The organism is Cupriavidus sp. FW306-1B-F12B (genome assembly GCF_058781795.1).
Map to the genome: position 1 here is coordinate 91,877 of NZ_JBYSXC010000019.1, position 23,504 is coordinate 115,380.

Consider the following 23,504-nt stretch of genomic DNA (forward strand, 5'->3'; position numbering starts at 1 on the left):
CTTGGTTGTCATCGGCTCGGAATCGGATCGGCGGGTCTCAGTGCGCGCCCGGGCTGGCACTGACCGCAATCCACAGCGCGGTCAGCGCCAGCGCCGCGCCCATGGCGCGGTTGAACCAGCGCACGCGCTGCCCTTGCTGCAGCCATTGCCGCAACGACGCGCCCAGCACACCGTACACGCCGTTGCTGACAAAGCCCAGCGCGGCGAACACGCCGCACACCAGCAGCACGCGCTGCACCGGCGAGGGCGCGCCAGTCATGTAAGAGGCCGCGACCGCCAGCGCCAGCATCCACGCCTTGATGTTGGCGTACTGCAGCACCGCCGACTGCCACACGCTCAGCGGGCGCAGCACCTGCTTCTGCGCCAGCGCCGCGCTGCGCGCGATCTTCCACGCCAGCCACAGCAGGTAGGCCACGCCGGCCAGGTGCACGCCGGCGGCCAGCGCCGGCTGGCCCAGGACCAGCGCGCCCACGCCCAGCGCGCACAGCGCCAGGATGCTGGCAAAGCCGAAGGCCACGCCCACGCAGTGCGGCAGCGTGGCGCGCAGCCCGAAGTTGGCGCCGGTGACCGCGGCGATGGTGGTGTTGGGCCCGGGCGTGAACAGGCCCACCGTCAGCAGGGTCAGCAGGGCCAGGAACTGCGCGGCCGTCAGGCCGGTGAGCAAGCCGGACGCCATCACGCGAACGCGACCACCACGCGCCGGTTGGTGCGGCTCTTCTTCTCGATCTTGGTCACCACCACCGTGCCGATCTCGCTGGTGTTGGCCACGTGGGTGCCGCCGCAGGGCTGGCGGTCCACGCCGGGGATCTCGATGATGCGGATGCTGGCGGTGCCCGCCGGCGGCGCGGCGCCGATGGTGCGCACCAGCTCGGGCTGGGCGGCCAGTTCCTGCGGTGTGATCAGCGTGGTGCGCACCGCGGTGTTGGCATGGATCAGCGCGTTCAGGCGCTCGGTCAGGTCGGCCTTGTCCAGGGTCGATTCCGGCAAGTCGAAGTCGACGCGCGCCGACTCCGGCGAGATGCCGCAGCCGGTCACCGGCACCGGGATCAGCGAGCCCAGCAGGTGCAGGCAGGTATGCAGCCGCATCAGCTTGTGGCGGCGCGCCCAGTCGATGGTCACGGTGACGCGCTCGCCCACGCGCGGCAGCGGCGCATCCGGTGCTGCCACATGCAGGATGCGGCTGCGGTCGTCGGCGTAGACAGTGTCGACGATGGCCACCGCGCGCCCGTCGGCCAGCGCCAGTGTGGCGGTGTCGCCGGCCTGGCCGCCGCTGCGCGCGTAGCACACGGTTTCGTCGAGTTCGATCCCTTCGGCGCCGGCCGCCACCACGGTGGCGGTGCAGTGGCCAAGATAGGGGTCTTCGTCGAAGCGCTTGCGGGTGGCGGACATCGGGGTCTCCTGGTGGGCTTGTTCCGGGTGTGGCTAGCGCAGGGTGCGGATGCCCTGCGCGGTTTCGATTTCGGCGCTCAGTTCGGGCGGGCCGTCGGCCTGCTCGATGGCGATGAGGTGGTCGGCACCCAGCCAGGCCAGCCCCTGGCGCAGCAGCTCGGCGCGCGGGTGGCGCCCGGACAGCCTGCGCAGCGCCAGGTCCTGCCGCGGCAGGCTGACGCCGGGGTAGCTGGCCACGTCCCACTGGATCAGGCTGGGCAGCAGGCCATCGCCGGCGCTGTCGGCTTCGCCCGGCCAGGCGGGCAGGCTGCCGTCCTCGGGCACGGTGATGCGCCAGTGCAGGCCGCCGCGGGTCATCGGGATGACCGGGGCGATGCGCTCCGGGTACTGCGCCTGCCACCGGCCCAGGTCGGCGGGGCGTTCCACGCGCGCGGCCCAGTGCAGCAGGAAGGGGCCGTCGCGCAGGCGCTGCTGCACGGCCTCGGTGTCCAGGCCGAACCAGCGCGCCCGGGCCGGTGCCGTTGCCGCCGGATCGACCGCGATCACTTCCAGGTAGACGCCGCCGAACATGCCCAGCACACGGTTGTGCGTGCCCATGGCCGTGTGCGCACCGCCGCCCTGGGGCGCAATGCCCAGCAGGCCGGCAACATGGTCCGTGCCGGCGTCCAGGTCGGGCGCGGCGATGACAAGGTGATCGAGGGCGAGCTTCATCTTGGCTTGATGGTAGACAAGGTAGTCGGTACAGTACCGGTACAGTTGAGCGGATCGTATTCAGTACAGTTGCAGGAGCAGCACATGGATGCCAACAGCAGGGATGGCGACGCCGGCGGCGAGCCCGCCACCGTCACCCGTCATAAGGATAGCGGCGGCGACGCCCACAGCACATCGGGGCAGACCTCCGGCCGCGCGCTGCGGCTGGTGGTGCCGCCCACCGAGCGCTTCCCGGATCCGATCCCCTCGGCGCAGATGACGCTGGTCGAGCAACTGACCGAATGGGCCCGCATGCGCATCGACGAGCGCGTGTTCCGCTCCGGCATGCGCATGCCGTCGATCCGGCAACTGGCCCAGGAGAAGGGCATCTCGCGCTTTACCGTGGTCGAGGCCTATGAGCGGCTGGTGGCGCTGGGCTACCTGGAATCGCGCCGCGGCTCCGGCTTCTACGTGCGCGAGCGTGCCCCGGCCGCGCCCGCGGCGCCGGTGTCCGGCGACGTGGCGGTGGCGCGCAATATCGACGTGACCTGGCTGCTGCGCAGCATGTTCCATACCGCCGAGGCGCACAAGGCGCCCGGGCTGGGCTTCCTGCCCAATGACTGGCTCGACGGCGAGCTGATCGCCAGCGCGCTGCGCGGCCTGGGCCGCCAGCCCGGCAACCATTTCCTGGCCAGCGGCACGCCGCAGGGCTTCCTGCCGCTGCGCCAGCAGCTGCGCACCCGGCTGGAAGAACTGGAGATCGGTGCCAGCGCCGAGCAGATCGTGCTGACCTCGGGCATCACCCAGGCCCTGGACCTGATCGCGCGGCTCTACCTGCAGCCCGGCGACACGGTGCTGGTGGGCGACCCGGCCTGGTTCGTGATGTTCGGCCGCTTTGCCGCGCAGGGCGCCCAGGTGACCGGGGTGCCCTACACCGCCGAAGGGCCGGACCTGGAGGCGCTGGAGCGCATCGTGCAGGCACGGCGGCCCAAGCTGTTCGTGATCAACTCGGTGCTGCACAACCCCACCGGCACCTCGCTGTCGGCGGCCAAGGCCTTCCAGCTGCTGCGCCTGGCCGAGCAGTACGACTTCCTGATCGTCGAGGACGATATCTACTGCGACCTGTGCCCGCCCGGCCACGCCGCCACCCGGCTGGCCAGCCTGGACCAGCTGCGCCGGGTGATCTACCTGGGCAGCTTTTCCAAGACCCTGGCGGCCAACCTGCGCGTGGGCTTTATCGCCGCGCACCCGGAGATGGCGTCGGCGCTGACCGACAGCAAGCTGCTGGCGGGGCTGGCCACGCCGGAGATCAACGAGCGCGTGCTGTACAAGGTGCTGACCGAGGGCCACTACCGCAAGCATGTGGAGCGCGTGCGCACCCGGCTGGACCGCGCCCGCGACGAGACCCGGCGCGAGCTGGAGCGCCTGGGCCTGCGGCTCTTTCCCGGCCAGCACGCCGGCATGTACCTGTGGGCCGATACCGGCCGCGACACCAACGCGATCGCCACCGCGGGGCATGAGGAGGGCTACCTGTTCGCCCCGGGCAGCCTGTTCTCGCCGTCGCAGATGCCGTCGGGCTGGATGCGCTTCAACGTTGCCAGCAGCGGCCACCCGGACATGCTGGCCTTCCTGGCGCACCAGCTAGAGCGACTGTAAGTCACATCCCGGCAGCACCCGGGCCTTGAAAAATGGCCCGGGCGGCCCTATGTCTGGCGGCACCGGCCACAGGACCGTGGCCACACCCACTTTCCAGATTCGCCTGTTTCCAAGAGGAGAACCATGACCGCACCGCACGAGACGATGAGCTTCCAGGCGGAAGTGAAGCAACTGCTGCACCTGATGATCCACTCGCTGTACAGCAACAAGGAAATCTTCCTGCGCGAGCTGGTCTCGAATGCTTCGGACGCTACCGACAAGCTGCGCTTCGAGGCGATCGCGAATCCGTCCCTGCTGGAGAACGACGCCGACCTGGCCATCCGCATCGAGGCCGACGCCAAGGCGCGCACGCTGACGATCACCGACAACGGCATCGGCATGAGCCGCGACGAGGCCATCCACAACCTCGGCACCATCGCCCGCTCGGGCACCAAGGAATTCTTCCAGCAGCTTTCCGGCGACCAGCAGAAGGACGCCGCGCTGATCGGCCAGTTCGGCGTGGGCTTCTACTCGGCCTTTATCGTCGCCGACAAGGTCACGGTGGAAACGCGCCGCGCCGGCCTGGGCGCAGAAGACGCAGTGCGCTGGGAAAGCACCGGCGACGGCGAGTTCACCATCGATGCCATCGCCCGCAACGAGCGCGGCACCACCATCACGCTGCACCTGCGCGAGGGCGAGGACGACTTCCTCTCGGCCTGGCGCCTGAAGGGCATCATCCAGAAGTACTCGGACCATATCTCGCTGCCGATCCGCATGCCCAAGGAAGTGTGGGACGCTGAATCCAGCACTTACCAGCGCACCGCCGAGTGGGAAAGCGTGAACCAGGCCAGCGCGCTGTGGACCCGCGCCAAGTCCGACATCACCGACGAGCAGTACACCGCCTTCTACCAGCACATCGCGCACGACAACGAGGCGCCGCTGGCCTGGACCCACAACCGCGTGGAAGGCCGCAGCGAATACACCCAGCTGCTGTATATCCCGGCGCGCGCCCCGTTCGACCTGTGGGATCGCAACCACAAGGCCGGCCTGAAGCTGTACGTCAAGCGCGTCTTCATCATGGACGATGCCGACCAGCTGCTGCCGGGCTACCTGCGCTGGGTCAAGGGCGTGGTCGACTCCGCCGACCTGCCGCTGAACGTATCGCGCGAACTGCTGCAGGAAAGCCGCGACGTCAAGGCCATCCGCGAGGGCTGCACCAAGCGCGTGCTGTCGATGCTGGAAACGCTGGCCGACAGTGAAGAAGAAGCCGAGCGCGCCAAGTACACCACCTTCTGGCAGCAGTTCGGCCAGGCGCTCAAGGAAGGCATCGGCGAAGACCAGGCCAACCTGGAGCGCGTGGCGAAGCTGCTGCGCTTTGCCTCCACCCACAACGACACCGCCGAGCAGAATGTGGCGCTGGCCGCCTACGTCGGCCGCATGAAGGAAGGCCAGGACAAGATCTACTACGTCACCGCCGATACCTGGTCCGCCGCGAAGAACAGCCCGCACCTGGAAGTGTTCCGCAAGAAGGGCATCGAAGTGCTGCTGCTGACCGACCGCGTCGACGAATGGATGCTGTCATTCCTGCGCGAGTTCGACGGCAAGGAACTGGTGTCGGTTGCGCGCGGCGACCTGGACCTGGGCAAGCTCGCCGACGAAGCCGAGAAGGCCGAGCAGGAAAAGGCCGAGGCCGACTGGAAGGACGTGGTCGAACGCGCCAAGGGCGTGCTCGACGGCAAGGCCAAGGACGTGCGCGTGACGCTGCGCCTGACCGCGTCGGCCTCGTGCCTGGTCTCTGACGAAGGCGACATGAGCGGCTACCTGCAGCGCCTGCTCAAGCAGGCCGGCCAGAAGGCGCCGGACGCCCAGCCGATCCTGGAACTGAATCCGGAACACGCGCTGGTGCAGAAACTGCGCGATCTCCCCGAGGGCGATGCCTTCAGCGACCGCGTGCAGGTGCTGTTCGACCAGGCGCTGCTGGCCGAAGGTGGCATGCTGGACGATCCGGCTGCCTACGTGCAGCGCGTCAACAAGCTGCTGGCCTGACGGCCCGGCTGCCCCCGCCGCGCAGGCGGCGGGGGATTCCCATCTCAAGGTGTTGTAACGGAGCGCGTGACCGATGACACTGAAGCGGTGCTTCCCGCCTGTCGTTGACGCCGGCACGCGCATCCTTATTCTCGGCAGCCTGCCGGGCGAGGCGTCACTGGCGCAAAGCCAGTATTACGCGCATCGGCAGAATCAGTTCTGGCGCCTGACCGGCGAGGTTCTGGGTGAAGACCTGGTCCACATGGACTATGCCGCGCGGCTGCAAACGCTTCTGGCGCATCACGTCGGTCTGTGGGACGTGGTGGCGCAAGCGAAGCGTGAGGGCAGCCTGGACAGCAACATCCGGGATCACGCCGGCAACGACCTGGTGAGCCTGATCGAATCACTACCCAGGCTGGCTGTCATCGCCTTCAATGGCGGCACTGCTGCGCGTATCGGTTTGAAGGCCCTTGGGCAGCATGGCGACCATCACCGGATCATCAGGCTTCCTTCCAGTAGTCCCGCTCATACCTTGCCCTACATGGAAAAGCTGGGCGCCTGGCAGGCATTGCAAGAGTGGCTGCCTGTAAGCCAGCGTCTGGCATAGCTCGTTCACGCACCCACGTTACCTGGGCATCCCTTCATACATGCCGGTGACGTCATCCATCACCTGAAGAATGCGCTCGCTGGTCGTGGCGATGTTTCTCAACTGTTCCGCGCGACTGACCCCGGTCTGATTGAGTGCCTCTTCAAAGAACAGCCACTGAGAGCCGGCCAGCAGCAGTTCGCGACGGATTGCCTCGGTGTTCTGCGGCGCCGAGGCGAGAAGCTCCTGCGCGGCTGCGAATTCCCTGGTAGCCGCGTCCAGATCCTGCGCCATCTGGGGGGAGGTAATGCCCCAGGCGCGGAACATGCTGATCTTGGCGATTCTCTGCGAGAGCATCCGCTGGCGCCCCGCAACGTTGATCAGCTTGCCCGTCGCGGTGTCCGAATGTTTCTCGAGCAGGAGGGTTCCTTGTTGCGCAAGCTTCAGCACGTCCTCGCTCATTCTTGCGATGGTTTTCGCGCTATCGGGATTCGGATCGCCGCCGGACAGCAACTGCCTATAGGGAATCCATGTCTGCTCGAGCCTGGCGTAGGTGTCCCTGATCTCCTGCGTGGGCGCGAACACCTTCAGCTCCATGAGCTGCTTGTCGAAGAGCGCCACGGACTGCTCGAGAATCTTCTTCGAACGTTCGACTTCAACGCCGAGGCCAGCCTGGCAGTAAGCCTTGGCCATGCGCTGAGACAGCATGCGCTGGCGGCCCGCCTTGTTGATCGCCGCGTTGATCGTCAGCGTTTCGGCGCAAGCGGTCCCGGCCAGGGCCAGCGCCAGGACGCTGCAGACAATCAGGCAGAAGGAACAGAGGTCACGTTTCAAGGGCGTCTCCGCATCAAGTTCTGGTTGATCCTTTGGGCGCATCGTTCGAGCCGACGACGTGGCGGATCAGCTGATCCATTTCCTTGATGATGTCTGCAAGCGCCTGCGTGATCACCGAGAACTCCCTGCCGTACTCTCCCGCCCGCGCCGCCGAGATGCGCGCATTCATTGCGACGATGTTGGCTTGCATCGAAATACCGCTGAGGCGATCGGCGAGGTCGGTCTGGCGTTTGCGTACTGCGAGTTCGCAACGGTGCATTTCCTCCTGGTAGGCCTGCGTGACGGTCTGCAGCAGCTCAAGTATCGGCGTGGCCTGCGTCACAAGCACATCGAGGGATGACGCTCGCCGGCTGGTGTCGGCCAGTGGTGTGTCTATCGCTGTTCTGACCCGGGCGATGAATTCACGGATGCGAGCGTCAGCGCGCGCACTGCCAAAGTACAGTCGCTGCAAGGCGCCGGAGAATATGCCCGGGAAACGCTCATTGCCCGTCATGAGATCCGAATGCGCCGACTCGAACATTGACAGGCACTTGCGTGCGATATCGAGCGCGGCAGTGTCTCCCCGCGAAGCGAGCAACAACTGGAGGACGATCCGTTGCGACAGCATGCGCTGCCTTCCGGAAAGGTCGATCAATGCGCCGATGGTTTCGGCGGACACTTCGGTCTCGGGTGACTGAGCAGAGAGAGCGTTCATGCCATGCCTTGCAGGTAGTGTCGACGCCGACGCGCACCGCGCTGACCGGCGAAGCAAAAGCGCCCCGAAGCGAGATGCCTGCGAACCGGTTGTCCGGTTCGTGGTCCATTCGCTTCGGGGCGTCGTTGCCCGGGATGCTCCTGTTCGGAGCATGTCATCGCGACTTGCCAGCTTGTTTCAAGGCCGCCGTTGGCCTGTGTGACCGCTGTGCAATATCTATGCCATGGCTCACACGGTCCCATCCAATAAACAAAGAAGACATGTGACGCATCCCGACAACCTGAGGTGCCTGGCGCCCATCCGGCGGCGCCCCCGCCGCTCTACTCACGGCCGCGCAAGACGTTCCTGCTCGCGGTGGCATCGGCCCGGCGGCGACGGTGGACTTCATGGCAAAGATCGTGCGCAGCACCAGCGCCGCAAAGGACCAGGACCACATCAAGCTGCTGGTTGAGCAGAACCCGCAGATCCCTGACCGCACCGCCCATCTGCCGCACCAGGCGGACCACCCGACGCTTGCGCTATACGCCACCTGCCGGCGCCTGGAAGCGGACGGCGGGAGGCCCTGCGCGATGCCTTCAGCGAGAAGTCCGTCGAGTTTGCCGGCTTGCTCAAGCTGGGCCGCACGCAGCTGCAGGACGCGGTGCCGATGACCCTGGGCCAGGAGTTCTCCACCTATGCCGTCATGATCGATGAAGACATGGCGCGGCTGCGCGAAGTGTCGGCCCTGGCGCGCGAGGTCAACCTCGGTGCTACCGCGATTGGCACCGGCATCACCGCGCACCCGGAGTACGCGGACAATGCCGTGGCTGCCCTGAGCCGCATTTCCGGCATTGCACTGAGCGGCGCCCCCAACCTGATCGAAGCCACGCAGGACTGCGGCGCCTTTGTGCAGATTTCCGGCGTGCTCAAGCGCATCGCGGTAAAGCTCTCAAAGATCTGCAATGACCTGCGCCTGCTCTCCAGCGGCCCGCGCGCGGGCTTTGGCGAAATCAACCTGCCTGCCATGCAGGCGGGCTCGTCGATCATGCCGGGCAAGGTCAACCCGGTGATTCCGGAAGTGGTGAACCAGGTGGCATTCGCATTCGAAGTGTTCGGCAATGACGTGACCGTGACCTCCGCCGCCGAGGGTGGCCAGCTGCAGCTGAATGCCTTCGAGCCGGTCATCGCTGCCAGTCTGTTCCGCAGCTTCCGCCACCTGACCAACGACTGCGCGACGCTCACGGAACGGATTCCGCAAAGATCCGGCGCGAGCCCGGTCGGGCCTGACGCGGCCCGCAGCCAGCCAACGGCTTCGCAAATCGCCCGTATTGAATCCACCCGTGCGCATGTGACGCATGCCGGATTGCCGTGGGCCATGGCGCACCTATACTGGAGTCGGGCGACGAATCATTCGAAACCGGGGGTATCGGTCGCTCCTTGTAGTGCGCCTTGCGGGCTCGCACTTTCGGACGCATGGCGATGACGCATCGGAAGTGAGCGCCTTAGCCGGCAACCATGCTGGCAAGGAGGCAATCATGTTCAAGCATCTCCTGCTGGCGGTCGATGGCTCCGACCTGTCTGAATCGGCATTCCGCAAGGCCCTGACGCTGGCGCGGGACATGGGGGCGCGTGCCACCGCGGTGCGCGTCTGTCCGAACTACCACGTCCTGACCTACCAGGTCGAGATGCTGGAGGACACGCGCGAAACCTACGTGAAGGAGGCCTGGGAAAACGCGACCCGCTACCTGCGCGGACTGGCCGACGAGGCCGGCGCCGCGGGCGTGGCCTGTGACACGGCATACGTCGTTAACGACCATCCCTACGAGGCCATCATCAAGACGGCCGAGGAAAAAGGCTGCGACCTGATCGTGATGGCTTCGCACGGGCGGCGCGGGGTCCAGGGCATGCTGATCGGCAGCGAAACCCTGAAGGTGCTGACCCACAGCAAGATCCCGGTGCTGGTGTACCGCTAGGCGACGCCTAGCGCCGCCGGCGCGGCGCGCCCGCCTGCACGCATTGCCGCATCCGCGCCGCCAGGCGCGGCAGCGGGCCTGTGCGCCAGCGGCTGCGCAGGTCGTCGCTCAGCGGCACTGCGATCAGCGCCAGCAGCAGCGCGGCCAGCGGCAGCGTGGCGCTGAAACCCAGGTGCTTGAAGCCCAGCGCGCCGGTGATGCCGCCGGCAAAGAACAGCGTGACCAGCACCACCAGCAGGCGCAGCTTGCGCCGGTTGGCGAGCACGCGGGGCAGTGGGCGCGCTTGTGTGCGTGATGGCGTGTGCGCCGGCGCGGCTGCGTTCCAGTAGCACAGCTTGCCCAGCTCGATGCCGATATCGGTGACCATGCCAGTGAGGTGGGTGGTGCGGATCTCGGCGTTCGAAAGCTTGGTGATCATGGCATTCTGCAGCCCCATGATGAAGCACAGCAGCATCACCGTGGCTGGCACGAACAGCCACTGGTGCTGCCCCAGGTTGCCGCCGATCAGGCCAAAGCACAGCAGCAGCCCCGCCTCCAGCGCCAGCGGCAGCGCGTATTCACTGTGCAGCCGCTCGCGCCGTCCCCAGTTGACCAGCACCGCCGAGCACGCGGCGCCGCCGAGAAACGACAGCAGCGCCCCGACCCCATCCAGCACCAGCGCGAAGCTGCCCAGCGCCAGGTTGTCAGCCATGGCCGAGACCACGCCGGACATATGCGAGGTGTATTGCTGCACGGCCAGGAAGCCGCCGGCATTGATGGCGCCGGCGACAAAGCAGAGGTAGCCGGCCAGGTGCCGGTTGGCGTGGGGGCTGCGCCGCTTCCCGGTCAGTTTGCGCAGGTACAGGATCGGCATGGCGATGGGGCGGCGTCTGGCGGATTGGGAAGGGCGGCGGCGGACCTGCGTTGCCGCTACAGGGTGTCCCGGGGCCGGGCAAGGGCGTGCCAGGCGTCGGGGTCGGCGGCAACCGCCTCGCCGCGCTTCATGCGGCGGGCAGTCGGTGTCAGCTTCAATGCATGCACGGCTTCCAGCGCCCGTGCGCGTGCCAGCAGCGTCTGCAGCGACGGCAGCCGGGGCGGGCCTTTCCAGGCAAACAAGGTGTAGTTGCAGCTGTCCTCGGCGCGTGCGACCGACATCGAGGCCCCGAACACGGCGCGCACGGCGCCCAGGTAGTGCGGCATGCCGCGGTCGCTTGCCAGGAAGTTGGCGACCAGCACGCCGTCGTCGGCCAGCCGCGCGTGGCAGGCCGCGTAGAAGCCGGCAGAGCCAAGCTGCAGCGGCATGCCGTCAGCCAGGAAGCCGTCGACGAGAATGACCTCGGGGCGCGCTTCCCGCCCCCTGACGTACTCGGCGCCATCGGCGCAGACCACCTGCAGGCGGGCATCGTCGGGCGGAATGCGGAAGCGCTCGCGCAGTGCGATCACCGCCGGGTCGATCTCGACAGCGACCACCCGCGTGGCAGGCAGGTGCCGGTAGCAATACTTGACCAGCGAGCCTCCGCCGAGCCCGATCACCGAAATTCGTGCCGGCGACGGATGCAGCAACAGGAATCCCATCATGGTGCGCGTGTAGCCCAGCACCAGCCGGTCGGGATCGCGCCGCGACATGAAGCTCTGCGTGGCCAGCACGTCGAAGTGCAGCGACAGGGCGGTCTCGGTCTCCAGCACCACGGGCGTGCCGTCGCGCGGGGCTTCGGCCAGGAACCGCATATAGGACTCAAAGGAGGTGCGGCGGCTATCCGCGGCGATGCCGGTGCCGGCGTCCGGTTTGCGTTCGTTCATGGCTGGCCGTCCCCTGGTCCGAGAAGTTGTGCGATGGCCCTGACCGCGGCGACTTCGTCCGGGCCGTCGGCCTGGATGCGCAGCACGGTGCCAGGCGGCGTGCGCAGGCGCATGACGGCCATCACGTCGTGCGCATCGGCCGAGCCGGAGTCCGTGATCAGCACGATGCGGCTGGCAAAGCGGCTGGCCACCAGGGTCACTCGCGCCGAGCCGCGTCCCTGGAAACCCTTGCCGGCGGCGATGTTGAGGGTCGCCTCGATCACGGCAGCCTTGCGCAATGCAGGACCCGGGAGGCGGACCCGGTGGGCTGGCTGGGGCGGGCAAGGCGGCGGGTCGCGCGCCCGGGTATCGCGGACATCGGGGACATCTGTTGCAGTCACATATGATGTTAATCGTATTATCATAGCTCAGCACCCGCAGCCGGTGGCTGCATCCGGCCAGGAAATGCCATGCCCGGTGCCGCGGTTGTGGAGAAACCGCCCTTTGCGGGCTGTGCCGGGCGCCTGCTCATCCCGGAAACTGGATTTGGGGCGTGCGCTTCTGGCATCCTGACGGATCTGTCCTGATGTCCGGCCCGCCCGGAACGCTGCCATGCCCCTTTCCGACTGGACCCATGAGGCCATCCGCAAGATCGATGCGGATTTCAACCGCTCCGCCGACACCCACCTGATCCCGCTGGACCTGCCGGGCTACCCGGACATCCGCGTCTATTTCAAGGACGAGTCCAGCCACCCGACCGGCAGCCTCAAGCACCGGCTGGCGCGGTCGCTGTTCCTGTATGCGCTGTGCAACGGCTGGCTGCACGAGGGCAGCACGGTGGTGGAGGCATCCAGCGGCTCGACCGCGATCTCCGAGGCTTACTTTGCGCGGCTGCTCGGGCTGTCGTTCGTGGCGGTGATCCCGGCGGGGACCTCGCGCGCCAAGATCGAGGCGATCGAGTTCTACGGCGGGCACTGCCACCTGGTGGGCAGCCCGTCCGAGATCTACGCCGCCTCGCGCCGCATCGCGCAGGAGACGGGCGGGCATTTCATGGACCAGTTCACCTACGCCGAGCGCGCCACCGACTGGCGCGCCAACAACAATATCGCCGAGTCGATCTTCAAGCAGATGGCGCACGAAGAGCATGCGGTGCCGGCCTGGCTGGTATCGAGCGGCGGCACCGGCGGCACCATCGCCACGCTGGGGCGCTATGTGGCCTATCGGCGCCACAAGACCCGCGTGCTGTGCGCGGACCCGGAGAACTCGGTGTTCTTTGACTACTTCCGCAGCTGCCTGGACGGCAAGCCGCAGCCGGACCTGTCCCTGGCGGAGGGCTCGCGCATTGAAGGCATCGGCCGGCCGCGCGTGGAGCATTCGTTTATCCCGACCTGCATCGACGCCATGCTGAAGGTGCCGGACGCACTCTCGTTCGCGGCCATGCGCTACCTCGCCGGGCGCTTCGGGCGCCGCGTGGGCGGGTCCACCGGCACCAATTTCGTCGGCGTGCTGTACCTGGCCCAGCAGATGAGCGCGGCGGGGGAGGGCGGCGCCATCGTCAGCCTGCTGTGCGACAGCGGCGAGCGCTACGGCAACACCTATTACGACGATGCCTGGTACAGCGCGCAGGGCATTGCCATCGAGGCGGCCGATGCGCTGGTGGCGCGCGCGGTCAATGGCGAGGCCGTGCTGACGCCGCAGGCGGTGGCCGGGCTGCAGCCGGCCGGCGCCGGCATTGCGGCGGGCGGCTGAAACCCGTGGCCCCGCCTTTCTGTCACAATGCCGGCGGCTGGCGCGCCGGCCATTGATTTCAAGGTGAATTCCCTATGCGTATCTTCGGCATCAGCATCCATATCATCGTTGCACTGTTCTTTGCGGTGCACGCGGTGCGCACGCACCAGAACATGTACTGGCTGCTGATCCTGTTCCTGTTCCCGGGGCTGGGCAGCGTGGTGTATTTCTTCGCGATCTACCTGCCCGAGCTGCGCCAGTCGCGCGGCGCGCGTGCGGCCACGCGTGCCATCACGCAACTGGTCGATCCGAACCGCGCGGTGCGCGAGGCCCGCTCAGACTTTGACCGCGCCCCGACGGTGGCGCACCGCATGCGCCTGGGCGCCGCGCTGCTGGCGGCCGAGGAGCCGTCGGAAGCCCTGCAGCACTACCAGGCAGCGGCCAGCGGACCGTTTGCGACCGATCCGGCGCTGCTGCAGGGGCTGGCGCAGGCGCAGTTCGCCACCAACGATGCCGCCGGCGCGCTGGCAACGCTGGAGAAGCTGTTCGCCGCCAATCCGCAGTCGCGCCAGCAGCCCGATCCGGCCTTGCTGTATGCGCGCGCGCTGGCGGCCACCGGCGCATCCGGCACGCGCGCCGCGTTCGAGCAGGCGCTGACCAGCGCCAGCGATGCCGCGCCGCGCTGCCTTTTCGCCGACTGGCTGGCGGCGCAGCCCGACGCCGCCGACCACGAACGCGCGCAGCAGCTCTATGCCGATATCGTCCACGACGCCCGCCACTGGCCGCGCCACGCCCGCGAACACAACCGCGAATGGCTGCAACGCGCGCAGGCGGCGCTGGGCAAGTAATCCGCGTTTCCCCCATCCATGCTGGAACGGGTGCTGAACGCCTTTCTCGACAACATGACCCTACTGAAACGCAAATCGATTGAAGCCGTGGCCTCGCGCCGTCCGGCACGTGGCACCCGCACCCGTGGCGAGGCGCCGGCACGCGAAGAAAAACGCATGACGCCGCGCTTTGCGCCGGTGACCTTCTCGGAAATGGAAGGGGTGCGCTACCTGCACTTCGGCACCGAGTGGGTGCAGGGCGCGATGCGCCTGCGCAAGCCCGATGCGATCGAGCTGGAATACGCGCAGCAGATGATGGCCTGGCTGCTGTTCCTGTCGCCCTCGGTCGAAGAATTCCACGTGGTGCAACTGGGCCTGGGCGCCGCGGCGCTGACCAAGTTCTGCCACCGCCAGTTCAGCCGCGCGCGCGTGACCGCGGTGGAGCTGAACCCCGCGGTGATCATCGCCGGGCGCAGCATGTTCGGCCTGCGCGAGGACGATGCGCGCCTGACCGTGCGCGAGCAGGATGCCTGGGACTACGTCATGGACGGCACCCACGCGGGCGCCATCGACGTGCTGCAGGTGGACCTGTACGACGCCACCGCGCGCGGCCCGGTGCTGGACACCACCGCGTTCTACCGCGCCTGCCGCCGCACGCTGAAGGCACCCGGGGTGATGACCATCAACCTGTTCGGCGACCACGACAGCTTTCCGAAGAATATCGAACGCATCTGCGATGCCTTCGACAACCGCGTGCTGGTGTTCCCGGAAGTGCATGACGGCAACGTCATTGCGCTGGCATTCAATGGGCCGGAGATCGATGTGTCGTGGGAAGTGATCGAGGCGCGCGCCGATGTGGTCGAGAAGACTACCGGTCTGCCTGCGCGCGACTGGGTACAGAAGCTGCGCGCGGCGAATGCGCGGCAGGAAGAGCGGTTGAAGATCTGAGGAACGGCCGCTCTCCCGCTGCGCGGGAGAGCGGCAGCAGGCAGTCCGGCCCTCACTCCTTGTGGAAGAACTGCGCCAGCGACCACTCGTCGGTGCGCGCCTCGTACTTCAGCCCCTTCTTCATCGCCCACATCGCCAGTTGGCTGTGCGACGGAATGATCGCGTGGTCGGCCAGCGCAAACTTGGCCGCGGTGCGGGCATTCTCCTCACGCGCCTTGTCGCTGCTGACGGTAGTCAGCGACTTCTCGATCAGCTGGTCCAGTTGCGGGTTGCTGTACTTGCCCCAGTTCCAGGTGCCGTAGCCGGTCTTGGGGTTGGGCGTGCCGGTGATCGAGCGCAAGGCCACGTCGGCCGCGGCCGAGCCCCAGCCCAGCATCTGGAAGGCGAACTCCCCCTGGCGTGCGCGCGTGAAGTAGGCCGCCACCGGCAACGTCTCCACCTTGGTCTGGATGCCGATGCGCGTCAGCATGCTGGCGGTGGCCTGCGCCACCGCGGCGTCGTTCAGGTAGCGGTTGTTGGTGGCGTGCAGCGTCAGGCCGAAGCCGTCGGGGTAGCCCGCGTCGGCCAGCAGTTTCTTCGCGCCTTCCGGATCATAGGCCTCCGGCTTGGTGCCCGGATGCCCGAAGATCTGCGGCGACACGATCGACGATGCCGGCACCGCCAGCCCTTCCATGATGCGGCTGACGATGGCGTCGCGGTTCAGCGACTTGCTGATTGCGGCGCGCACGCGCGCGTCCTTGAACGGGTTCTTGCCCAGCGGCTTGCCGGCCTTGTCGGTGACGAAGGGCGGGTTGTCGCGCGACTGGTCCATCTGCCAGAAGATGGTGCGCCACGACACCTGCTGCTCGATCTTGAACTTCGGATTCTGCTTCAGCTTGGCGACGTCGGCCGACGGTACGCTCTCGATCACGTCGACATCGCCCGCCAGCAGCGCGGACGAACGCGCGCCGTTGTCGGTGATGATGCGGAAGATGGCGCGGTCCCACTCGGGCTTGGGGCCCCAGTAGTTGGGGTTGCGCTCCATCACGATTTCCTGCCCGCGCGCAAAGCGCACGAACTTGAACGGGCCGGTGCCGATCATCGCCTTGCCCGAGTCGAAGTCCGCCTGCGTCAGCGTGGCGGCGACCTTCTTCGGCATCATCGGCACGCTGTTCAGGTCGTTGGCCAGGTTGGCGTAATTGGGCACGCTCATGGTCAGGCGCACCGTCAGCGGGTCGGGCGTGTCGATGCGCGCGATCGGCTTGGTGTAGCTGGTGAACGAGCCGGGGCTGTTGACCAGCTTCTCCGGGCGCTCCAGCGAGGCCTTGACGTCCTCGCTGGTGAAGGGCGAGCCGTCGTGCCACTTCACGTTGGGGCGCAGCTTGATCTCCCAAGTGATGGCGTTGACCGGCTTCCACGACAGCGCCAGGCCGGGGATGTAGCGCGCGTTCTTGTCCATGAACACCAGCGACTCGAACACATGCAGCGCGATGGCGTTGTTGGGGCCCGAGTTGTTCCAGTGCGGGTCCATCGAGGTCACGTCGGCCGCCAGGCCGATGCGCAGGTCTTCGGCGTGGGCGGCACCCGCCGGCAGCAGCGTGAAGGCGGCGCTGCCAAGCACCAGCGCGGTGGCGGCATGGAGCACGGCGCGACGGGCAGGGCGGCGGGGCAGGCGTTGCGGCGGCAGGGCGTGGGTCGGTGTCATCTGGCTGGCTCCTCGTGGGTCCGCGCGGGCGCGGCCGGGTTCTCAGGCGGGTTTGTCCCGCATTGTGCCGCTAAAGTGGCTTGGTTGCAGCCTTTGGCGCGGGCAGGCAAGCCGATGCGGGACGGCGCCGTTAGAATGGCGCCCATGTTTGCCAATTCCCGCACCATTGTCTCGGCCCAGGCCGATGTCCACGAACACCTGGCCGCGCGCGTCGCGCGCCACCTGGCCGAGCCGTTCCGCAAGCCCATCGGCGAAGCCAGCCGGCGCGAGCTCGGCGCGGCGCTGCAAAGCTGGCAGCAGGCCGGCGGCGCGCCGCTGATCCTGGATGCGGGCTGCGGCGTGGGCGAAAGCACGCTGCGGCTGGCCACAGCGTTCCCGGACCACTTCGTGATCGGCATCGACCAGTCCGAGAAGCGCCTGGCCGCCGGCAAGGACTGGTGGGGCGAGGCGCCGATGCCCGCCAACTTCTGCTGGGCGCGCGCCGACCTGGTCGATGCCTGGCGCCTGCTGCAGGCCGAGGCCGTGCCGGTGGCGCGCCACTACGTGCTGTACCCGAACCCGTGGCCCAAGATCGGCCACCTGGGGCGGCGCTGGCAGGGGCATGCGGTGTTCCCGGCGCTGGCCGCCTGCGGCGACTATCTGGAGTGCCGCAGCAACTGGCGCATCTATATCGATGAGTTTGCCCAGGCGCTGGCACTGGTCGGGCGCCCGGCGCGGGTAGAGGCGTGGGCCCCGGCGCAGCCGATGACGCCGTTCGAGCGCAAGTACGGGGCATCGGGCCACGGCTTGTGGCGCTGCGTCAGCGAGCGCCAGCGCGCCTGAGCGGCTCGCCAATGAAGACGGCCCGCGCATGCGGGCCGTCTTTTTGCCAGGCGCAGCCGGGCGCGTCAGTGGAACAGCGGCTGCTGCGTCGGTGCGTCCTCGGGCAGTTCGGCATGCACGATCTCGCCGTTGCGGTCCGCGTACAGCGGCGTGCCGCAGTCCTCGCAGTATTCCGGATCGAACAGCGCGGCGTGGCGGAAGATGTCTTCCACGCCGGCGTTGCGCAGTTCCTCGCAGATCTGCTCGAGCGGGTTGCCCTTTTCGTCGGCATCGACCTCGCCGGCTTCGCGGCCGTAGACCGGCCACACGATGCCGTAGATCACATCCTTCTCGCCGCGCATGGTGAAGCCCACGCGGTATTCCTCGACCACTTCCTCGCCGAAGGCAGCCACCACGGCGGCCAGCTGGCCGGCGGAGATGTCGAGCGTGCCGCACAGGTAGTTGACCGCGGCGCGCACGGTCAGCGGGCGGATGCTCTTGTCGGACTCGCGGCAGGACAGGAAGAAGGCGTCGGGCAGCAGCAGCTCGAACTCGCAGCCCGGCAGCAGCAGCGCCACCGACGGCTGCACCTGGGTGCGCCACTGGTCGAGGCAGGTCGAGCGCTCGGCGTGGTGCTCCTTGGCGTCTTCCTGCCAGCGGAACAGCGCCTGCTCGTGCGGGGCCACCACCACCGCCAGCAGGTAGCGCGGATCGGCCAGGATCGGCGCGGTCTCGGGCAGGTCGCGCAGGTCGACCTTGGGTACCGTGCCGGCCAGGGCGGCCGCGGCCAGCTTGTGCGTCAGCGCAAAGGTGTCGCTGTGCGTGCGCGGCAGCTGGTCGATGCTGTAGAGGTAGGGCGACAGCGAGACCTTGGTGCCGCTGGCCAGCACATGTGCCTGCAGGTGCACCGCCAGCGTCTGCGCCAGCTCCGGCTTGAGCGAGCCGGAGGGAATGGCGTAGCGCGTGTGCGCCAGGATCGGGGCGGCGATCAGCAGCGCGTCATGGCGCTGGCCGTCGACCTCGATGGTGGCGGATTCGGCGAGCGTCTCGGCCTGCTCGGCCAGCACGTCGGAGGCGTCTGCATTGTGCTTGAACAGGTGTTCCAGCGCCGCGTCGAGCGCGGTCTGGCTCCCGTTCTTCAGCAGGCGGCCCAGGCGCTGCGAGAGCCGCCGTTCCCAGTACGCGTCCTCCATGCGGCTGCCCGAAGCGTCGAGGGCGAGCGCATCGGCCACCAGACGCTCGGCGTCAGGGGAGAGTCGTGGGGAAGCCTTGGGGCGAAAACCTGCCATAGAAAGAAACCGTCCGTTTATGCGTAAAACGGTATTCTACTCGTTGCGTTGACACGCAGGCCGCTATATGCGTGCGGCGTGTGCGGACGCGCCCGGGCGTGTGGCTTTATTTCTGGGCCGGAGCGGAGGCGGCAGGGGCCGCGGGCGCGTGGCTCTCGACGCTGTGCGACTCGCCGGACATGGAAACGTCACTGCCGCCCTTGGTCAGCAGATAGAGGGCCGCGCCGGCAACCACGACGAATGCGATAAGGATCTTAACCATGGTGTCTCCTGATTCTGGATGATGCCGGGCGGACCCGGCTTCCGGTCGTGCGACCGCTGTTCTTGTGCAACACAGTGTGGCAGCACTGGCTTGCGTGGAACTTACACGCACGGGACTTCGTTCGGGGTGATGCAAGGGGCGCAGGACACCAATGAAAAACGCCGCCTGCCCGGGCCCCGCAACGGGGGCCAGGCAGGCGGCGTCAGCCTTGGCTGGCTGCGGGCGCCCCAGGTGGATCTCAGGCGGCCAGCAGCTGGCGCAGAACGAACGGCAGGATGCCGCCGTGGTTGTAGTAGTCGACCTCGATCGGCGTATCGATGCGCAGCAGCACCGGCACGCGCTGCACGTCGCCGTTGGCGCGGTGGATCACCAGCACCACGTCCTGCTGCGGCTTCAGGTCACCCTCGATGCCTTCAATATCGAAGGTCTCGTTGCCGGTGATGCCCAGTGTCTGCGCGCTGTCGTTGCCCTTGAACTGCAGCGGCAGCACGCCCATGCCGACCAGGTTGGAGCGGTGGATGCGCTCGAAGCTGCGTGCCACCACGGCCTTCACGCCCAGCAGCTGCGTGCCCTTGGCGGCCCAGTCGCGCGACGAGCCGGTGCCGTACTCTTCGCCGCCGAACACCACCGTGGGCGTGCCCTCGGCCACGTACTTCATGGCGGCATCGTAGATCGACATTTCGTCACCGGTGGGCTGGTGCAGCGTGATGCCGCCTTCCACGCGTGCGCCGTCGGCCTTGGGCGGGATCATCAGGTTCTTGATGCGCACGTTGGCGAAGGTGCCGCGCATCATGACTTCATGGTTGCCGCGGCGCGAACCGTAGCTGTTGAAGTCGGCCTTCAGCACGCCGTGCGACAGCAGGTACTTGCCCGCGGGCGAGGTGTCCTTGATCGAACCGGCCGGCGAGATGTGGTCGGTCGTCACCGAGTCGCCGAAAATGCCCAGCGCACGCGCGCCGCGCACGCTGGCGCTGGTGGCGGCGGGCTGCATGCTGAAGTCCTGGAAGAAGGGCGGCTCGGCGATGTACGTCGACTTGGGCCAGTCGTACACCTGGCCCTTGGTGCCCTTGATGGCGGCCCACAGCTTGCTCGGCTTCTTGACCTGTTCGTAGTTGCCCTTGAAGGTCTTGGCATCCATCGCGTACTTCATCAGTGCGTGGATTTCTTCCGAGGTCGGCCAGATATCGCCCAGGTAGATGTCGCGGCCCTTCTTGCCCTTGCCCACGGGCTCGGTCATCAGGTCGCGCGTGACATTGCCGGCGATGGCGTAGGCCACCACCAGCGGCGGCGAGGCCAGGAAGTTGGCGCGGATGTTCGGGTGGATGCGGGCCTCGAAATTGCGGTTGCCCGACAGCACGGCAGCGGCCACGAGGTCGTTCCTGGTGATGGCCTCGTTCAGCTCGGGCGTCAGGTCGCCGGCGTTGCCGATGCAGGTGGTGCAACCATAGGCGGTCACGCCGAAGCCCAGCTTTTCCAGGTACGGCAGCAGGCCGGCGGCCTTCAGGTATTCAGTCACCACGCGGCTGCCCGGGGCCAGCGAGGTCTTGATGTGCGGCGCCACCGTCAGGCCGGCTTCAACCGCCTTCTTGGCCAGCAGGCCGGCGCCCAGCAGCACGCTCGGGTTGGAGGTGTTGGTGCAGGACGTGATCGCGGCGATCAGCACGTCGCCGTTCTTCACCTCCAGGCCGTCGGTGGTGGTGTAGGCGCGGTCCAGGTCGGCTGCCTCCTTGTTGAAGCCGTTCTCGGCCACCGGCTTGCTGAACAGCGAGGCGAAGGTGCTCTTGACGTTGCCGATCTCGATGCGGTCCTGCGGGCGCTTCGGGCCCGCCAGCGACGGCGCCACCGTGCCCAGGTCCAGCGTCACCACCTTGCTGTAGTCGATCTCGCCGGCCCTGGGAATGCCGAACATCTTCTGTGCGCGGAAATAGCCCTCGAACGCGGCGATTTCCTCTTCGGTGCGGCCGGTGCCCTTGAAGTAGTCGATGGTCTTCTCGTCCACCGGGAAGAAGCCCATGGTGGCGCCGTATTCCGGCGCCATGTTGCCGATGGTGGCGCGGTCGGGCAGGGCCAGGCTGGCGGTGCCTTCGCCGAAGAACTCGACGAACTTGCCGACGACCTTCTCCTTGCGCAGCATCTCGGTGATGGTCAGCACCAGGTCGGTGGCGGTGACGCCTTCGCGCAGGCGGCCCTTCAGCTCCACGCCAACCACGTCCGGCGTCAGGAAATAGACCGGCTGGCCCAGCATGCCGGCCTCGGCCTCGATGCCGCCGACGCCCCAGCCCACCACGCCGATGCCGTTGATCATGGTGGTGTGCGAATCAGTGCCGACCAGGGTGTCCGGGTAGTAGACGCCGTCTTTCTTGTGCACGCCGCGGGCCAGGTATTCCAGGTTGACCTGGTGCACGATGCCGAAGCCCGGCTGCACCACGCCGAAGGTATCGAAGGCCTGCATGCCCCACTTCATGAACTGGTAGCGCTCGTTGTTGCGCTGGAATTCCAGCTGCATGTTCAGGTCCAGCGCCTTCTTTTCGCGGAAATGGTCGACCTGCACCGAGTGGTCGACCACCAGGTCCACCGGCACCAGCGGCTCGATCTTCTTGGGGTTCTTGCCCATCTTCTCGGCGACATTGCGCATCGCGGCGAGGTCGGCCAGCAGCGGCACGCCGGTAAAGTCCTGCAAGACCACGCGGGCCACCACGAAGGGAATCTCGTCGACGCGCTCGGCGTTCGGCTTCCAGTTGGCCAGTTGCCTGACGTGCTCTTCGGTGACCTTCTTGCCGTCGCAGTTGCGCAGCACCGATTCCAGCACCACGCGGATCGACACCGGCAGGCGCCCGATTGCCACGTCCAGCTCCTCGCCCAACTGGGGCAGGGAGTAATACTGGCCCTTGCCGGAAGAGCCGATCTTGAATTCTTTTAGCGTGTTCTTGAGGTTGTGGGGCATTGCCGTACTCCGATCGAAGGATGATGCGATGGCATTTGGCTCGGACCTGAATCAAGACCCCGGTGCGCTGCCGCGGCATTTGACCGCGGTCCGAGGCCGGCAGCGCACTGCAACTGCATACTCTAACCGCCGCGCGGCTTTGGCGCCACCCGGCTCGGCATCCCGCCGGCCGCGCCGGCGCCGGCGCGACAGCATGCCCGCCCGGGATTGGCCGCCCGGCAAGGCAAAAAGGGCGCTGGCGGCCGGAATTCAGCGGCCGCCAGCGCCCCGGTACGGACTTACTGCTTGGGTGCTGCGGATTGCTGGGCGCCTTCCGGTACCTGCGTCGGGCCGCCCGGGGGCGTGACCAGCAGCGGGGTGGTGGCCGGGGCGCGCAGGCCGCCGGCCTGGGTCGGGGCCGCGGCGCCGGCCTGCATGGCGGGGCTCTGGCAGTCGTCGGCCAGGCGCTGGCCCAGGTTCTTGTTGAACAGCATGGCCTTGCTCGGGATCACCACCAGGTCCAGGCCGGTGCGGGCGTCGTAGTAGCGGTCGGCGCCGGTCACCGTGGGCTGGCGCGGCAGCTTGTAGTCGCGGCCTTGCCAGTGCACGGTCAGGACCTCGTCGCGCAGCATGTCGCCGGCGATATACAGGTTGTTGCCCAGTTCACACTGCCATTTTTCGCCGTTCGGCGTGACCGCGGCAGCAGCGCCGGCCGCCGCGGCGGTCCCGGCAGCAGCCTTTTTCTTGGTCGAAGCCTTCTTGGTGGTGGTCTTCTTGGCAGGTTCCTGCGCCATCACGGCGGTGGCGGTGGTCAGGCTGAATGCGCCGATGCAGGCGGCAAGGACAAGATGTTTCATTTTGTGAGTGCCTTTCGGATACTGAAATCGATTTATGTTTCATTTGCCGCCGTCAAATCGGGCGGCGCCGGGACAATTTCCGCCGCTATTCTCTACGATTTGCCCAGGGCGGCGTAGTGCTCTGGTCTTTGGTTACATTATCGACGGGGGCTAGTTGGCCCCGCTTCACTTGCGCTTGCCGATCGGCACGAACTTCAGGTTTTCCGGGCCGGTGTAGTTGGCGCTCGGGCGGATGATCTTGTTGTCGATGCGCTGCTCGATAATGTGCGCGGCCCAGCCGGAGGTACGCGCGATCACAAACAGCGGCGTGAACATCGCCGTCGGCACGCCCATCATGTGGTAGCTCACCGCGCTGAACCAGTCCAGGTTCGGGAACATCTTCTTGATGTCCCACATCACCGTTTCCAGGCGCTCGGCGATGTCGAACATCTTCATCGAGCCGGCATCCTTCGACAGCTTCTTCGCCACTTCCTTGATCACCTGGTTGCGCGGGTCGCCGGTGGTGTACACCGGGTGGCCGAAGCCGATCACGACTTCCTTGTTCTCGACGCGGCGGGTGATGTCGGCCTGGGCCTCGTCCGGGTTGTCGTAGCGCTTCTGGATCTCGAACGCGACTTCATTG

General features: G+C 67.2%; 21 protein-coding genes and 3 pseudogenes. 10 read left to right on the plus strand and 14 right to left on the minus strand.

All coding sequences use genetic code 11. The features are described 5' to 3' along the window. Positions 1–37: 37 nt before the first annotated feature. From AC3WLE_RS27030 to AC3WLE_RS27040, 3 genes are read right to left on the minus strand one after another with little or no spacing between them, the layout of a single operon-like run. The gene (locus AC3WLE_RS27030; protein ID WP_492356581.1) at positions 38–676 is read right to left on the minus strand and encodes a LysE family translocator; all 639 of its coding nucleotides are present in this window, start codon (positions 674–676) and stop codon (positions 38–40) included. Further along, positions 676–1,389: an alanyl-tRNA editing protein gene (locus tag AC3WLE_RS27035; RefSeq protein WP_492319803.1), complete on the minus strand. Its 714-nt coding sequence runs from the start codon at positions 1,387–1,389 to the stop codon at positions 676–678. Before AC3WLE_RS27035 ends, AC3WLE_RS27030 begins: the two co-directional genes overlap by 1 nt. Positions 1,390–1,422: 33 nt before the next feature. Further along, on the minus strand, positions 1,423–2,100 hold the full coding sequence (locus AC3WLE_RS27040) for a VOC family protein (protein WP_492356580.1): 678 nt from the start codon (positions 2,098–2,100) through the stop codon (positions 1,423–1,425). Positions 2,101–2,184: 84 nt separating this feature from the next. Here AC3WLE_RS27040 and AC3WLE_RS27045 point away from each other — a divergent pair, with 84 nt between their 5' ends. From AC3WLE_RS27045 to AC3WLE_RS27055, 3 genes are all read left to right on the plus strand, one after another. After that, the gene (locus tag AC3WLE_RS27045; protein ID WP_492356579.1) at positions 2,185–3,735 is read left to right on the plus strand and encodes an aminotransferase-like domain-containing protein; all 1,551 of its coding nucleotides are present in this window, start codon (positions 2,185–2,187) and stop codon (positions 3,733–3,735) included. 123 nt (positions 3,736–3,858) lie between these two features. Further along, positions 3,859–5,760 (plus strand): molecular chaperone HtpG, encoded by a 1,902-nt coding sequence (htpG, locus tag AC3WLE_RS27050; RefSeq protein ID WP_492356578.1) that lies wholly within the window; start codon positions 3,859–3,861, stop codon positions 5,758–5,760. Positions 5,761–5,833: 73 nt separating this feature from the next. Next, positions 5,834–6,346 (plus strand): DNA-deoxyinosine glycosylase, encoded by a 513-nt coding sequence (locus AC3WLE_RS27055; protein ID WP_492356577.1) that lies wholly within the window; start codon positions 5,834–5,836, stop codon positions 6,344–6,346. An 18-nt stretch (positions 6,347–6,364) separates the two neighbouring features. Here the strand turns inward: AC3WLE_RS27055 and AC3WLE_RS27060 are convergent, their stop codons facing one another. Next, the gene (locus AC3WLE_RS27060) at positions 6,365–7,159 is read right to left on the minus strand and encodes a type IV pili methyl-accepting chemotaxis transducer N-terminal domain-containing protein (RefSeq protein ID WP_492356576.1); all 795 of its coding nucleotides are present in this window, start codon (positions 7,157–7,159) and stop codon (positions 6,365–6,367) included. Between the two features lie 13 nt (positions 7,160–7,172). After that, on the minus strand, positions 7,173–7,853 hold the full coding sequence (locus AC3WLE_RS27065) for a methyl-accepting chemotaxis protein (RefSeq protein WP_492319809.1): 681 nt from the start codon (positions 7,851–7,853) through the stop codon (positions 7,173–7,175). Between the two features lie 353 nt (positions 7,854–8,206). Between AC3WLE_RS27065 and AC3WLE_RS27070 the strand changes: the two are divergent. From AC3WLE_RS27070 to AC3WLE_RS27080, 3 genes and pseudogenes are all read left to right on the plus strand, one after another. After that, positions 8,207–8,428: pseudogene (locus AC3WLE_RS27070) on the plus strand (aspartate/glutamate racemase family protein); the annotation flags it as partial. Further along, positions 8,416–9,108, plus strand: a pseudogene (locus AC3WLE_RS27075) (lyase family protein); the annotation flags it as partial. The pseudogenes AC3WLE_RS27070 and AC3WLE_RS27075, both read left to right, overlap by 13 nt. Before the next feature lie 259 nt (positions 9,109–9,367). Next, positions 9,368–9,805: a universal stress protein gene (locus tag AC3WLE_RS27080; protein ID WP_492352891.1), complete on the plus strand. Its 438-nt coding sequence runs from the start codon at positions 9,368–9,370 to the stop codon at positions 9,803–9,805. Positions 9,806–9,848: 43 nt separating this feature from the next. On the opposite strand, the pseudogene AC3WLE_RS27085 reads toward AC3WLE_RS27080, so the two are convergent. The 3 genes and pseudogenes from AC3WLE_RS27085 to AC3WLE_RS27095 all read right to left on the minus strand — a co-directional run. Beyond that, positions 9,849–10,658: pseudogene (locus tag AC3WLE_RS27085) on the minus strand (YoaK family protein); the annotation flags it as partial. 56 nt (positions 10,659–10,714) lie between these two features. Then, positions 10,715–11,584 carry a fused MFS/spermidine synthase gene (locus AC3WLE_RS27090; RefSeq protein ID WP_492356575.1) on the minus strand — a complete coding sequence of 290 codons (870 nt, stop codon included), beginning with the start codon at positions 11,582–11,584 and terminating at the stop codon, positions 10,715–10,717. After that, on the minus strand, positions 11,581–11,847 hold the full coding sequence (locus AC3WLE_RS27095) for an HPr family phosphocarrier protein (RefSeq protein WP_492319812.1): 267 nt from the start codon (positions 11,845–11,847) through the stop codon (positions 11,581–11,583). Before AC3WLE_RS27095 ends, AC3WLE_RS27090 begins: the two co-directional genes overlap by 4 nt. Positions 11,848–12,175: 328 nt before the next feature. On the opposite strand from AC3WLE_RS27095, the gene AC3WLE_RS27100 reads away from it, so the two are divergent. The 3 genes from AC3WLE_RS27100 to AC3WLE_RS27110 all read left to right on the plus strand — a co-directional run bounded on the left by AC3WLE_RS27100 (position 12,176) and on the right by AC3WLE_RS27110 (position 15,066). After that, entirely contained in the window at positions 12,176–13,312 is a 1,137-nt protein-coding gene (locus tag AC3WLE_RS27100; RefSeq protein WP_492319813.1) for a PLP-dependent cysteine synthase family protein, read from the plus strand. A gap of 74 nt (positions 13,313–13,386) precedes the next feature. Then, a complete protein-coding gene (locus AC3WLE_RS27105) occupies positions 13,387–14,139 on the plus strand; it encodes a hypothetical protein (RefSeq protein ID WP_492356574.1) in 753 nt (250 codons plus the stop codon). Positions 14,140–14,193: 54 nt separating this feature from the next. Beyond that, entirely contained in the window at positions 14,194–15,066 is an 873-nt protein-coding gene (locus AC3WLE_RS27110; RefSeq protein ID WP_010813542.1) for a class I SAM-dependent methyltransferase, read from the plus strand. 52 nt (positions 15,067–15,118) lie between these two features. Here the strand turns inward: AC3WLE_RS27110 and AC3WLE_RS27115 are convergent, their stop codons facing one another. Then, entirely contained in the window at positions 15,119–16,750 is a 1,632-nt protein-coding gene (locus AC3WLE_RS27115) for an ABC transporter substrate-binding protein (protein ID WP_492356573.1), read from the minus strand. Positions 16,751–16,885: 135 nt separating this feature from the next. On the opposite strand from AC3WLE_RS27115, the gene trmB reads away from it, so the two are divergent. After that, complete coding sequence (gene trmB / locus AC3WLE_RS27120; RefSeq protein WP_492319816.1) at positions 16,886–17,572, plus strand: tRNA (guanine(46)-N(7))-methyltransferase TrmB; 687 nt, start codon at positions 16,886–16,888, stop codon at positions 17,570–17,572. Between the two features lie 65 nt (positions 17,573–17,637). Here trmB and AC3WLE_RS27125 read toward each other — a convergent pair whose 3' ends face one another. The 5 genes from AC3WLE_RS27125 to AC3WLE_RS27145 all read right to left on the minus strand — a co-directional run. Continuing rightward, entirely contained in the window at positions 17,638–18,840 is a 1,203-nt protein-coding gene (locus AC3WLE_RS27125; protein WP_492319817.1) for a DUF2863 family protein, read from the minus strand. Positions 18,841–18,946: 106 nt separating this feature from the next. After that, a complete protein-coding gene (locus AC3WLE_RS27130; RefSeq protein ID WP_010813538.1) occupies positions 18,947–19,102 on the minus strand; it encodes a hypothetical protein in 156 nt (51 codons plus the stop codon). A gap of 238 nt (positions 19,103–19,340) precedes the next feature. Beyond that, positions 19,341–22,046 (minus strand): aconitate hydratase AcnA, encoded by a 2,706-nt coding sequence (gene acnA, locus AC3WLE_RS27135; protein WP_492356572.1) that lies wholly within the window; start codon positions 22,044–22,046, stop codon positions 19,341–19,343. A gap of 278 nt (positions 22,047–22,324) precedes the next feature. Then, a complete protein-coding gene (locus tag AC3WLE_RS27140) occupies positions 22,325–22,882 on the minus strand; it encodes a hypothetical protein (RefSeq protein ID WP_492319819.1) in 558 nt (185 codons plus the stop codon). A 165-nt stretch (positions 22,883–23,047) separates the two neighbouring features. Further along, on the minus strand, positions 23,048–23,504 hold a 457-nt coding region (locus AC3WLE_RS27145), incomplete at its 5' end, for a citrate/2-methylcitrate synthase (RefSeq protein WP_492363603.1).

Bases quoted from the DNA above. Each gene is read 5' to 3' on its own strand.
- htpG (WP_492356578.1), top strand. From the start codon at position 3,859: ATGACCGCACCGCACGAGACGATGAGCTTCCAGGCGGAAGTGAAGCAA.
- AC3WLE_RS27080 (WP_492352891.1), top strand. From the start codon at position 9,368: ATGTTCAAGCATCTCCTGCTGGCGGTCGATGGCTCCGACCTGTCTGAA.
- AC3WLE_RS27055 (WP_492356577.1), top strand. From the start codon at position 5,834: ATGACACTGAAGCGGTGCTTCCCGCCTGTCGTTGACGCCGGCACGCGC.
- AC3WLE_RS27040 (WP_492356580.1), bottom strand. From the start codon at position 2,100: ATGAAGCTCGCCCTCGATCACCTTGTCATCGCCGCGCCCGACCTGGAC.
- AC3WLE_RS27100 (WP_492319813.1), top strand. From the start codon at position 12,176: ATGCCCCTTTCCGACTGGACCCATGAGGCCATCCGCAAGATCGATGCG.
- AC3WLE_RS27105 (WP_492356574.1), top strand. From the start codon at position 13,387: ATGCGTATCTTCGGCATCAGCATCCATATCATCGTTGCACTGTTCTTT.
- trmB (WP_492319816.1), top strand. From the start codon at position 16,886: ATGGCGCCCATGTTTGCCAATTCCCGCACCATTGTCTCGGCCCAGGCC.
- AC3WLE_RS27115 (WP_492356573.1), bottom strand. From the start codon at position 16,750: ATGACACCGACCCACGCCCTGCCGCCGCAACGCCTGCCCCGCCGCCCT.
- AC3WLE_RS27090 (WP_492356575.1), bottom strand. From the start codon at position 11,584: ATGAACGAACGCAAACCGGACGCCGGCACCGGCATCGCCGCGGATAGC.
- AC3WLE_RS27130 (WP_010813538.1), bottom strand. From the start codon at position 19,102: ATGGTTAAGATCCTTATCGCATTCGTCGTGGTTGCCGGCGCGGCCCTC.
- AC3WLE_RS27140 (WP_492319819.1), bottom strand. From the start codon at position 22,882: ATGAAACATCTTGTCCTTGCCGCCTGCATCGGCGCATTCAGCCTGACC.
- AC3WLE_RS27110 (WP_010813542.1), top strand. From the start codon at position 14,194: ATGACCCTACTGAAACGCAAATCGATTGAAGCCGTGGCCTCGCGCCGT.
- AC3WLE_RS27065 (WP_492319809.1), bottom strand. From the start codon at position 7,853: ATGAACGCTCTCTCTGCTCAGTCACCCGAGACCGAAGTGTCCGCCGAA.
- acnA (WP_492356572.1), bottom strand. From the start codon at position 22,046: ATGCCCCACAACCTCAAGAACACGCTAAAAGAATTCAAGATCGGCTCT.
- AC3WLE_RS27045 (WP_492356579.1), top strand. From the start codon at position 2,185: ATGGATGCCAACAGCAGGGATGGCGACGCCGGCGGCGAGCCCGCCACC.
- AC3WLE_RS27035 (WP_492319803.1), bottom strand. From the start codon at position 1,389: ATGTCCGCCACCCGCAAGCGCTTCGACGAAGACCCCTATCTTGGCCAC.
- AC3WLE_RS27125 (WP_492319817.1), bottom strand. From the start codon at position 18,840: ATGGCAGGTTTTCGCCCCAAGGCTTCCCCACGACTCTCCCCTGACGCC.
- AC3WLE_RS27030 (WP_492356581.1), bottom strand. From the start codon at position 676: ATGGCGTCCGGCTTGCTCACCGGCCTGACGGCCGCGCAGTTCCTGGCC.